This is a genomic window from Longimicrobiales bacterium (genome assembly GCA_035764935.1).
Lineage (GTDB): Bacteria > Gemmatimonadota > Gemmatimonadetes > Longimicrobiales > RSA9 > DASTYK01.
Map to the genome: position 1 here is coordinate 16,135 of DASTYK010000172.1, position 10,963 is coordinate 27,097.

Annotated in this window: 10 protein-coding genes; 1 reads left to right on the forward strand and 9 read right to left on the reverse strand. The window is 68.2% G+C overall.

Features of this window, described 5'->3' with window-relative positions; all coding sequences use genetic code 11:
- Positions 1–382 precede the first annotated feature (382 nt).
- Entirely contained in the window at positions 383–1,012 is a 630-nt protein-coding gene (locus VFU06_15255; GenBank protein HEU5210751.1) for a DUF559 domain-containing protein, read from the forward strand.
- A gap of 563 nt (positions 1,013–1,575) precedes the next feature.
- Here the strand turns inward: VFU06_15255 and VFU06_15260 are convergent.
- The 9 genes from VFU06_15260 to VFU06_15300 all read right to left on the reverse strand — a co-directional run bounded on the left by VFU06_15260 (position 1,576) and on the right by VFU06_15300 (position 10,585).
- Positions 1,576–1,743, reverse strand: a complete 168-nt coding sequence (locus VFU06_15260) for a hypothetical protein (protein HEU5210752.1) — start codon at positions 1,741–1,743, stop codon at positions 1,576–1,578.
- Between the two features lie 12 nt (positions 1,744–1,755).
- Positions 1,756–2,259: a c-type cytochrome gene (locus VFU06_15265; GenBank protein HEU5210753.1), complete on the reverse strand. Its 504-nt coding sequence runs from the start codon at positions 2,257–2,259 to the stop codon at positions 1,756–1,758.
- 68 nt (positions 2,260–2,327) lie between these two features.
- Positions 2,328–2,723, reverse strand: coding sequence for a tetratricopeptide repeat protein (locus VFU06_15270; GenBank protein ID HEU5210754.1), 396 nt, complete (start codon positions 2,721–2,723; stop codon positions 2,328–2,330).
- Positions 2,720–4,216, reverse strand: coding sequence for a cytochrome c3 family protein (locus VFU06_15275; GenBank protein ID HEU5210755.1), 1,497 nt, complete (start codon positions 4,214–4,216; stop codon positions 2,720–2,722). Before VFU06_15275 ends, VFU06_15270 begins: the two co-directional genes overlap by 4 nt.
- Positions 4,213–5,784 carry a hypothetical protein gene (locus tag VFU06_15280; protein HEU5210756.1) on the reverse strand — a complete coding sequence of 524 codons (1,572 nt, stop codon included), beginning with the start codon at positions 5,782–5,784 and terminating at the stop codon, positions 4,213–4,215. Before VFU06_15280 ends, VFU06_15275 begins: the two co-directional genes overlap by 4 nt.
- Positions 5,781–7,523 carry a hypothetical protein gene (locus tag VFU06_15285; protein HEU5210757.1) on the reverse strand — a complete coding sequence of 581 codons (1,743 nt, stop codon included), beginning with the start codon at positions 7,521–7,523 and terminating at the stop codon, positions 5,781–5,783. Before VFU06_15285 ends, VFU06_15280 begins: the two co-directional genes overlap by 4 nt.
- A 70-nt stretch (positions 7,524–7,593) precedes the next feature.
- Positions 7,594–9,039 (reverse strand): multiheme c-type cytochrome, encoded by a 1,446-nt coding sequence (locus VFU06_15290; protein HEU5210758.1) that lies wholly within the window; start codon positions 9,037–9,039, stop codon positions 7,594–7,596.
- 417 nt (positions 9,040–9,456) lie between these two features.
- Positions 9,457–10,008, reverse strand: coding sequence for a hypothetical protein (locus VFU06_15295; GenBank protein ID HEU5210759.1), 552 nt, complete (start codon positions 10,006–10,008; stop codon positions 9,457–9,459).
- Positions 10,001–10,585: a hypothetical protein gene (locus tag VFU06_15300; GenBank protein ID HEU5210760.1), complete on the reverse strand. Its 585-nt coding sequence runs from the start codon at positions 10,583–10,585 to the stop codon at positions 10,001–10,003. Before VFU06_15300 ends, VFU06_15295 begins: the two co-directional genes overlap by 8 nt.
- Between the last annotated feature and the right edge of the window lie 378 nt (positions 10,586–10,963).

Sequence of the window (10,963 nt, forward strand, 5' to 3'; positions counted from 1 at the left end):
TTGGCCACTACGGCCGGTCTCACCATTTCCCCGCCCTGCTGCTTCTGAAACCTTGGCGGCGCGGATATCACTCGACCTCATCATCTTGATGCCGATCTCAACGGGAAGCGCCTCTCCACCCGGCCCGGACGATATCATCACATCCTGCGCAGCCACACAGCACGGCGCCGTCGCCCGTGCCCAGCTGCTGCAGGCAGGGCTGGCCGCGTCCCTCATCGAGCATCGTGTCAGATCCAGGCGCCTGAAGTCCGTGTTTCGCGGTGTGTACCAGGTTGGTCCGGTCGTCGCTCCCCTGATGCGCCCGATGGCCGCATCCCTGGCATGTGGTACGGGAGCGCTCGTGAGCTACTGTGCCGCTGCCTGCATCTGGCGCATGAGAACAATGCCAGACTGTTTCGACGTCGTGGACATCACCGTGGCTGGCAGACGCATCCGAACCCAGCCGGGCATCCGCATCCACTGGGTGGCGTCCGTGTCCGAAGACGACCACACCGTGCGCGAAGGCATTCCCGTTACGACACCGGCGCGCACACTCTGCGACATCGCATCGATCCTCAACGACCGTGCACTCGAGCGCGCCGTGGCGGAAGCATTTGCCTTGCGGCTCGTCGACCGCGTGGCCGTGCTGCGCGCGGCGGAGGGGCGAGCCGGACGGGCCCGCCCATCGAGACTGCTTCGGCTGCTGGAGTTGCCCCAGGATCCGGCGCGCACCAGGTCGCAAGCGGAGGAGCAGCTCCTGGCGCTGATCCGGAAGGCGGGCCTCGAGCCTCCCCTGGTCAACGGGAGAGTCGCTGGTTACGAGGTAGACTTCTGCTGGCAGCGCCACGGCCTGGTCGTGGAAGTCGATGGACACGCGTTCCACTCCGCACGCCACAAGTTCGAGGCGGATCGGCGGCGCGATGCGGTCCTGACTGCCGGCGGCTACCGCGTCCTGCGCACCACGTGGCGGCAGATCACACAGGAGCCGGAGGCGCTGCTGATCGGTATCGCCCGCGCGCTGGACGGAAGGTAGCCAGATAGCTCGGGGCCTGGGGGGACCGCGCGGAACGACGAGGTTGGGGAAGGAACGTCACGCGGATCATACCGCGGCGGCGAGCCCGTGAGTCATGTGATCGTACGATCACGCCAGGTGGGCGATCACGCGTGTCAACGCGATCGTACGATCACGCCAGGTGGGCGATCACGTGTGTCAACGCGATCGTACGATCACGCCAGGTGGGCGATCATGTGTGTCAACGCAATCGTACGATCACGCCAGGTGAGCGAACGCGCGTCAACGCGATCGTACGATCACGCCAGGTGCAGCCCCTGGTGCCGGCGAACTCACGACCGATCACAATAGGCACGCCTGCCGCGCACCTCACGCCGAAAACGTAACAATTGGCGCTCACTCGAGGGGCACCTGTCACCTTTCCGGCATATACCGCCGGTTACGTTACAATACCGGTCGGTCACGACTCGGTTCTGTGACGTTTCCGGCCTCCAGCGCCGGAAACGTGACATGACACCCGTCGCGTGCGCTCAATTGTGACGTTTCCGGCGGACGTGAGGTGAGTCGGGCCTCAGGAGAGTGGATCAGGTCTCGGCCGCCGCCTGGTCCCGCTCGGCGCGCCCTGCCAACGGCCAGATCACGGCTCCTGTCAGGTCGTCGAGAAGCACGCGCGCGACCGGCAGAGCCATGCGATCGCGGACGTGCGGCCCGGTGGAGAGTGGATCAGCCGCCTCGCCACCGACCGCGGTCACGGCTGCGGTTCCCTACCCCTCCACGTCCTGCCGCAGCACCGCGTCGATATACCACGCAACTGCATCGATCTCCCGCATGGCCAGCCCTGCGATTCCCCAGATCGGCATTCCCGCCGGATGTCCGGTGAAGATCCGACGACGAATCGCGTCGACATCCCCGGTGTACGACCAGTCGGGTGCGACCAGCGACGGCACGTCCACCGTGTCGCCGCGCACTTCCACCGGTCCGCCCTGGCCGAGATAGCCGTGGCAGCGGCGGCAGCGCGCGGCAAAGATGTCATTGCCGACCGCGAGGCGCAGGCTGTCGCTTTCCCACGCGATCGTGTCGAAGAGTGCGGGCGAGTAGATGGAGTCCGCCTGTGCGACCTGCGCCTCGCGCGAGGGCGGCTCGAACTCGTGCTTCTCGCAGGCGGCTGCGGTCATCAGCAGGGCGATGGCGCCGGCGACTCTGGCGCGGCGGATCCGCCCCGTCGGCACGGACGATTGGTCCGCACGGGCGGCCCGCGCCTCCTGCATCGCTGCACGCTCCGCCCGACGAACCCGCGTCGCTGCCTGCTCACATGAACCGGACAGCGTCGCCTCCCTCACGGATGCCCTGCCGGCAAGCTGTCCGCCGACAACGTATCCGGGTGCACCAGCGACGCCCCCGGCGCCAGGGACTGCACGCGCTGCATCGCCTGCTCGGCCGCTTCGACGTTGCCGAGCTCGCGCTCCGCCATGGAAAGGCCGAACCACGCCGCCGACTGATCGGGTCCGAGCTGCGTCGCGTGCAGGTAATGCTCGCGCGCGGCGGCGAAGTCGTCGCGGCGGAAGGCGGCGTTGCCGCTGTCGAGTGCAGCCTGCACGTCGGCGGGCAGGCTGCGCGCGCGCTCCCAGGCCGCCGAATCGACACTGCCGGTCGCCTGGTCGTCGGGGACACCGTTGCCGTCGCATGCGGCGACGAGTCCGCTCAGCATGACCACAGCCACTATGCGCTTCATGGTGTTCCCCCGTTCAATGGATCGGTGACGTGACAGACCAGGCAGATCGCGGCGTTGCGCTGCTGCGCGCGGCGCGGATCGAAGTCGGGCCCGTGCGGGCTGACCTTGAATGCGCCCAGCGTGGAGTGACACTGCATGCACTGGCTCTGCGTGTGGCAGCTCGTGCAGCTTTCCAGCGACTGGCGTGCGGCCTGGCCGTGCCGGAGCAGCCAGAGCGGTTCGGCGTCGTGGAAGCCCGGACCGAGCCGGCCGGTCGTGCGCCGCGGGCTCATGCCTGCCGACTCGTGGCAGTCCGCGCAGAACGCGCGGTTGTCGTGACAGTTGAAGCACTCGAGCCTGCGGCCGTACGCCTCCGCGGAGTGACGGGCCATGTAGTTCGGCGGATGGAACCCGCCGTCGCGGGCGGTGCGCATGGTATCGCTTGCCAGGCCGGTGGCGACGAGTGCCGGTGCACCGGCCGCTGCTGCGTCGTGGCAATCCACGCACATCGTGCGACGGTGACAGGTCGCGCACGACGCGCCCGCCGCCGAGGCGACGTTGCCGTGCTCGCGCTCGAAGAAGGGCGTCGCGTGCGACGGCGGCTCGCGCCGCGCCACCTGCACGCCGGGCGCGCGCACGTCGCGGCGCGCGGGCATCTCCGCAACCGCATCCGGCTGTGGCGGCACGTGGCAGCTGACGCAGTCGTCGCGCGTGTGGCACGTCGCGCATTGCAGGCGTGAAGCCTCGTCCCCGTGCTCGAACAGGAAGTCCGGCTCGGTGTGCGACGGCGGCACCGGGTAGTGCGCGGCAAACGACGGCAGGGACCGCGCAACGACGCCCTGCGCCGCCGGCATCCGGCCGATCACCGCGACCGCCGGCGCATCGACGTGGCAGCTCTCGCAGCGCTCGCGCGTGTGACACGTCGCGCAGCGCGCGAGGTTCGCCTCGGCCAGCTCGCCGTGCAGATCGCGGATGAAGTCGCCGCTCTCATGGTCCGCCGGCATCCGGATCGAGAGGATCTGCGCCTCGTCGAACGGCGCCTCTGCGAGCGGCACGTGGCAGGTCTCGCACTCCGCGTCGATCTTGTGCTGCTCGGCGCGATGCTCGTGACAGTCGAGGCAGCGGCGGACGACCGGGTGCTCGGCAACCGCCATGCGCGGCTCGCCCGCACGCGTGTGGCAGCCGACGCAGCCGATCTCGCTGCCCTCCTCCACGTCCGGATGCTCGGGATGCGTGAACTTCAGGTTGTCCGGCTCGTCGGCCGGTGGCGACCAGTCGACGCGCGCGAGCTCGGTGCCGTCATGACATCCCGCACACTGCGACGGCGGCGGATAGAAGCTCGCGCGGTCACCGCTCGGCACACCGGCATGACACCCTTCGCAGAGCGGGAACAGTCCCGCGTGCTCCTCGTGCGGGAAGTCCTGCTGCCGCTGCGCGACGACGCCGATGCCGACCGCGACCGCGCCGAGCGCAATCAGCCCGGCCAGGATCCCGCCCCTGTGCATGCTCCTCACCGCGTCCCCTCCCGCAGCCCCGGGTCACGCCCGAATCCGAGTCGCAGCGCCGCCCAGGCACGCACCTGGTTCCAGTCCGGGTCGCCCGGTCGGTTGTCCCAGGTCTGGCGGTACACGTGCGCGCCGCCGCTCAAATTCGCGAACGGCGTGACCTGCACGTCCAGCGAGCCACCCCCTCCGAGCACGACGCCGTCACCCAGGCGGAACTGCTCGATCTGCTGGAACGCGCTGCCGTCCACGGTGAAGTTGACGCGCTCGTTCAGCCGGTAGCGCGCGACCAGGTCGGCCGAGCCGAGGTAGGCGCCGAAGCCGCGCTCGAGGCGGTAGCGTGCGTCGAGCACGACGCTGGGCGTCGCAGTCCACACCGCATCCAGCTCGACGCTGACCGCATCCTGCGGCAGCTTCTCGAAGATGACCGGCGCATGGGCATCCTCATAGCGTCGATACCCGACCGAGCCGCGCAGCTGCAGCACATCCAGCGCGCGCCACGCGGCACGGCCCTCGACCTGGTTGTAACCGACCGGGCTGAAGTAGCCCCAGATCGTCCAGAGCTCGAAGTACGGCATGTAGCGCGACGCACGCGCCTCCAGCATCACGCGCCCGTTGCTGACGGGGGCACTCACGTTCAGGTTCGCCTTGCCGATGTGACCGAACGCGAAGTCGTAGTCCATGCCTGCACGGAGCTGCACGGGCGCCAGCGCACTGGACGTGATGTCGAGCGACGCGCGCTCCGACACGAGCGCGGAACGGTTCCACCAGATCTCGCGCTGGTAACGCGCGGCGATGCTCGTGTGCGACCACGGCCGCCCTTCGACCTCACCACCGACGATCGCGGCATTGCGGTCCGGGAAGAACTCCTCGATCCCTTCCAGTGCTTCGTGGCGCGGCTCGTACAGCCCGCGCGCCAGGCTGCGCCCGCCGAACGCCTGCACACTCAGCCCGGGGATCGGCGTGTACAGCACGTGCGCACCGTCGTAGCTGCTGAATCCGAGCCCCGACGCGTTCTGGAGCCGGCCGGCGCGCACGCGGAAGTCGCCTCGCAGCAGCTCAGCGTAGGCGAGCATCGCGTCGAAATGGTCATCCGCCCGCGGCCAGGAGAGCTCGTCACCGCCGAGGTCGGCGCGCGCGCGGAGCTGCACCGTTGCACTCAGCCCCTCCACGCCGAGCCCCCACGCGGTCATGGCGACGTCCTGCGTCAGCATCGCGGCGCCCTGTTTCTCGCCGGAAAGGAAACGCATGCAGAAGGCAGTCGTGTTGCACACGACCTGGCGCCCTTCGTAGAAGAACGTCCCGTCGCCGCGCTGCTCCACGTCCGCGAACGGGATCGTGTCGTCGACCAGCGGACGGATCTCGTAGTACCGCACCATGGTCTGAGCGCTGCCGCGAACGCCCTGGGCCTCGAGCGGGGCCGCGGAGGCAACGAGCGACGCGAACAGGCTGGCGGCGAAAAGTGCAGCGGATGCAACGGGCGACACGAACCAGGTCGATGCACCAGTGCGGAACGTATCAGGGCCGGCCGGCTTTCGTACACGCCCAGGCCCGCCGGAACGCAATCGCCGCCGCTTCATCCGCCACCTCCCGCGGCCGATGCCCGTGCTGCTGGCAGCGCATGGCAGTCGACGCACACACGTCCGGGCTGGTGATCGACCATGTCCTGGTGACACGAGAGACACAGCTGTCTCGTGCGCTCGGATGCCTGTACGGGCGCCGGCGAATGGCAGCCCGAGCCCGCGCACGTCAGGTGCGCGGTTCGCGTGTGTGCGCCTGCAGCCGGTGTCTCGTGACACGCGCGGCAGTTGTTCGACGCTTCGTGGTGCTCCTCGTGACACGCACTGCAGTTCACGCGCGCGGCACTCAGCTCGAGGCCCTCTCGATGACAGGTTGCGCAGGCGACGTCCGCGTGCTGCGCATGATCGAAGCGAAACGTCCGGTTCTCCGCGCGGCCGACGCTCGGCCGGAACGGACGTCGCAGATCGAATGCGCCGCCCGGCATGTCCGTGCTGGTGTGACAGCGCGTGCACGGCTGCACGACACTGCCGGTGTGATGGCACGAGCGGCAGTCATTGAAGCTCGTCACCGTAATCTGCCCGTGCGTGTTCTCCGCGCTGTGGCAGGCGAGGCAGTCGACCTGCGTGTGCCGTGCGTGATCGAAGTCCAGCGTCGCATCCCGCCCGTTCTGCGGCGTCTGCGCCGCCGCACGCTGCGGCAGCACGAGCGCCGCCAGCATGCGCAGGACACGACGCGCGGACGTCGCATGCTCCTCTTCCGAGACGCTGACCGGGCCGACACTTCCTCCTGTAAGCCCGAACGGCCGGTGCGCGGACGGCATTCCCCCGGTCACCCGCGACGGCTCGGCCACGTCGGTGTGACACGAGCGACAGTCCTGTCCCTCAGCGTGGAACACGTGCGCGTCATGGCACTGCGCGCAGTTCTGCAGCACGCCAGGGTCGAGCCCGCGGTGGAACGGCGTCAGCGTGTCGGCGCGCGCGTGGCAGCCGGCACTCGCACACGACTCGAAGGCTGCGCGCGGTGTCTCCTGTTCGTGCGGGTTGTGGCACGCGCCGCACACCCCGTTGTGCGGATCGTTTTCCGCGAGCGGAAAATCAGCGAGCCGCTCACGCATCGCATGGCAGCTCAGGCACTCCTCGCGCTGCGGCTGCAACGCGAGCTGCACGGAATCGGCATCCTCGCTTACCACCGGCGCACTGAACGAGTGACACGTCGCGCAGTGAATGGTCAGGTTGCCCATCTCGCCCAGCACGATGCGCTGGTCCTCGTGGCAGCCCGCCTGGCCGCAGGTCTGGTCCGTGGCCGTGAACTCGTGCACCGACGACGAGTGGCACTGCACACACTCCAGCTCGCTCAGCGATGCATCATCCGACTCGAGGTGGACACGGTGGCCTGCCGACGCCGCGACGTTGCGCCAGTCCTCCGGATCGCCCTCGACGTGGCACTCGATGCACACGGCGTTGGGCACGTACGCGTGCGCTTCCAGGCTGTCCGGATTCTCGAGGATCTGGGTGAGCGCCATCGTGCTGCGCGTCACGATCGTGGGGCGGTGGCACGCCTTGCAGCCGAGATCGCGGTGCGCACTGCGCGAGAACCTCTCAAACGGGTCCACCATGAGGTGGCACGAGAGGCAGAAGTCGTTGTCGTGCTGGATGTAGTCGTAGGTGCGGTACAGCTCCACACCACCCCACACGAGACCGGCGGCGAGGCCGGCGCCGAGCGCCACGAGCAGCACCGGGGGAGTGCGTCGGATGCGTCCCCACAGGCGCTGCAGTACTCCGGGTTGCGTATCGTTCAAGGCGAGCCCGCTTCCCTGAAGCCACTGGTTGGCGGGAGCGCTGCACCGCGCCCCCGCCTCTGGTCAATGCCTAGTGTACGCCCAGTTGGCGTTCCAGGGAAAGCGCCGCCGATGCCGCGAGGCCGTAGTCCGTCCGCACCTGCCGGATGCTCGCGATCAGCAGAGCTTCCATCAGGAACGGGTTGTGTACGGCGTTGCCGCCGAAATCGGTGTGCAGCTGATAGTTGAACCGCGCACCCTCGGCTGTGCTGTAGCGGCCGTCGTTCGCGTTGAACTCCGTCGCCGGGATCTGCGCGATCAGTGCGTCCAGCTGCTCCGCCAGCAGGTCGAGCCGGTCCTTCGCAACACCTTGAAGGGTGCGTGCAATCGCCGCCGACCCGTGGCAGCCCGCGCCCGTGCACGTTTCGTATGTGCGCTCCGTGCTGGCACAGTCACCAGTGTGCGGCACGCCGTTCTCGTCGAGGCAGGGGGTCGCCTCGAACAGGTGACCGACCGACTGGAAGACGAAGTCACCCGTGATCTGGTCTGTCACCTCGAAACGGTTCACGTGGCAGCCCGCGCACAGCTGCGGGTTCGTGGCCGAGCCGTGTGTGGCCGCGATGCGTGCCGTGTCTCCCTCCGCCCCCTTGAACTGCATGTTCGGAGGCCACCAGCCGCCGTAGCCCAGCAGTACCGGACCTTCCGGCGAATGCGGGCCGCGAGACTGAGATGCCAGGTCCGGCGTGCCACGCTTGTGGTGGCACTTCATGCACAGGTTCTCCTCCTCGTTGTCTACACTGACCGAGTAGCGGAGCTGGCCCTCGTTGGATGCATCGTGCGGGTCGTGACACACGCCGCACGTGATGGCCAGGTGATCACCCGCTTCCGCATCCTCCTTTTCGAGGAAGTCCGTCCGGATACCCCACGCCTTGAGCGCGCCCTGGCCCGTATGACAGCTCTGGCATTCCACCCTGTCGACTGCGTGATCTGTCAGACGCGCATGACCCGACTGCTCCCACTCCTCCACGAACGGATGGTGCGAGCCCTGGTGGCACTCGCCGCAGCCGATCGTCATGTCCAGCCCGACCGCAAGCGGTGCCAGCGGGATGTTCGTATCACCCGGGTTCTGGATGTGCGCGAGCCCCGGTCCGTGGCAGCTCTCGCACTGCACATTGTGGTAGCGTGTGTCGTCCGTGGTGCTCCAGCCGCCTGCTTCAACAGCAACGTTGCCCAGCTCGTTGACCGTATGGCAGCCCTCGCACATCGCCTGCGCATGACCACTCGCCTGCAGCGTCGCCCACGCATCCGCGTGCGCCGTCTGCTCCCACTCGCCCTGGAAGCCTACGTGGCAGTTTCCGCAGACCGTGAGATTCGCTTCCTCGTCGCTCAGCCCGACGAAGTTTCCGTGGCTCGCCGGCAACTCACCGACGACGTCGCGATCCCGATACACGATCCGCTCGTCCACACACCCCGCCGCAGAGAGCGCGACAATCCCCAGGATCGCCGCAGCCAGCCCTCTCCGTCCGTGTCGTTTCATGGTTCCCCCTGTTGCCCGGCGCACCGATCTCCAACAACCCACCTTCGAACGACCCGCGATGGTTACTGCCCCGATTCTGCACTGCTGATTCTGAGCGCTGCACCCGCGAATTGCCAGTTCCTGATCGCACGGTCCGACATCAAGCTCAGTGCCAGCAGTTCGCTGTAAAATCCTTCGGGCCAGTTCGAATGGCGTCACAGCGTTTGCCCTGCGGATCCGCGGCGAGTGGGGGCTCGACGCATGCCTTGCGACCTGCGGTGCCAACGCGCGCACCGGGCGCTGAGATCCGAAAGCAGATTAGGCGTCGCGCGGGTGGGCGGGGGTAGGGAAAAACGGAACGGCAGGTCGGGTGGGGGCTGATTTTCGCGGGCGGCCTGGCACCGCGTTGCGAATCGTTCTCAACTGGGGAAACACTCGTCAATCGACGTAGTAGTCGATCGTCACCGACGTGACACGGCCGTCGCGCAGGTGGAACGTGACGGGCTGGTCCGCACCGAGGTTGCAGTCGTAAGTCATGCTGGCGGTGTCGCGTCCGGTCGGCTCCCCGAGCGAGGTCCGTACATTTTCCGCGAGCGCACCAGGCGCCAGCCACGAATAGCGGACGAAGCGGCCGTCGGTGATCTCGACGTGGTCCGCCATGTCATTGCCGCCGCCGGGCTTTCGCATGCTGACGAGCAGTCCGGGGTAGCGCACGACGAACAGGGAGTCCGTGACATTGTCGACGTGCCGGTTCGGCTCGGTCGTGACGGCGATGCTGTCGGGCTGGCCGAACGCCGCGCGCAGGCCTTCCCGTGTCGGAGGCGCGGCGAGCAGGGAAAGCTCCAGTCCCTCACATGCGACCGGTTCGACAACCGCATCGGCCTCGTGTGCGGGGGTGCCGGCGCCGGGCGCTGCTCCGCCCGGTGAGCATGCAGGAAACAGGAGCAGCACACACGGGGTCGCAAGGAAGAACGGCCTCCCCTTACGCACAGCCCTCCACCCATTCCACCTGCGGGTACACGCCCGCGCGGTACTGTGTCACCCGCTCGCCGTCCGTTTCGAAGACGTAGCGGTGGAGGGTGTCCGCGGCGCTGGGGATGACGACGAGGTAGTTGCCGTCCGTGTACTTGTGGGGCATCCGCCGAAGTCCGGGATACAGCTCTTCGATGCGGCGTTCCGGGTCGCCGATGCGCGCGCCTTCGCGGGTGGGCGTCGGTCCTCCCCGCACGTCGATCCGCGCGAGGCGTCCGCTCTCCACCATGAAGCCGATGCTGTCCGGTGCTTCGGCAACCGTGACGAACCTGCAGCCGCCGCCGATGCCCGTGGTGTCCGTGCCCTGCTCGAGGTGAGGCATGAGCTCGGGGAGCCGCATGCCGATCTGCAGCTCGCCGACTCCCGTTACGCCAACGGCCCACGGGTCCGCGGATACCTGTGCGGTGTCCGCCGGCGGCGCGGCCGCCGGTGCAACGGTGTCGACGGTGGTGTCGGCGAGCCCGGCCGGTGGGGCCGCGCCATCGGCGGAATCGGCGCCGTCGGCCGCACAGCCGGCCACCAGTGCCGACACCATGAGTAGCACGCTAGTACGTAGACCAGGCACACTGCCTCCGGTACAGTTCAGGAGCGACGCAAGCGCGGCCGGTCACGTCCGCCCGTTCCCGGCTGGCGCTCCGCATTACCGACCGGAGTCAGCAATAAACGCTCCTCGTGGATCATGCGGCCGGACTCGTCGTACACGCGCACGCTGACCACCCACCAGCCGAGCGGCAGCGCCCGCGCGCGAGACGTTCCAGACCGCCATACTACAACAGGCCCGCTACGCCTGTATCATCGCGCCGTGCTCCTGCAGCAGCTCCCGCAGGATCGAACGGTGGCAGTGGTCCTCGTCCTCGCAGTAACAGCCCACCGAAAAGTTGGTCTCGTGCGACATCGCCGCGAGCAGTGCGAG

Coding starts and splice junctions, on each gene's coding strand:
- VFU06_15255 (HEU5210751.1), top strand. CDS start 383: ATGCCAGACTGTTTCGACGTCGTGGACATCACCGTGGCTGGCAGACGC.
- VFU06_15265 (HEU5210753.1), bottom strand. CDS start 2,259: ATGCAGGAGGCGCGGGCCGCCCGTGCGGACCAATCGTCCGTGCCGACG.
- VFU06_15270 (HEU5210754.1), bottom strand. CDS start 2,723: ATGAAGCGCATAGTGGCTGTGGTCATGCTGAGCGGACTCGTCGCCGCA.
- VFU06_15280 (HEU5210756.1), bottom strand. CDS start 5,784: ATGAAGCGGCGGCGATTGCGTTCCGGCGGGCCTGGGCGTGTACGAAAG.
- VFU06_15290 (HEU5210758.1), bottom strand. CDS start 9,039: ATGAAACGACACGGACGGAGAGGGCTGGCTGCGGCGATCCTGGGGATT.
- VFU06_15300 (HEU5210760.1), bottom strand. CDS start 10,585: ATGGTGTCGGCACTGGTGGCCGGCTGTGCGGCCGACGGCGCCGATTCC.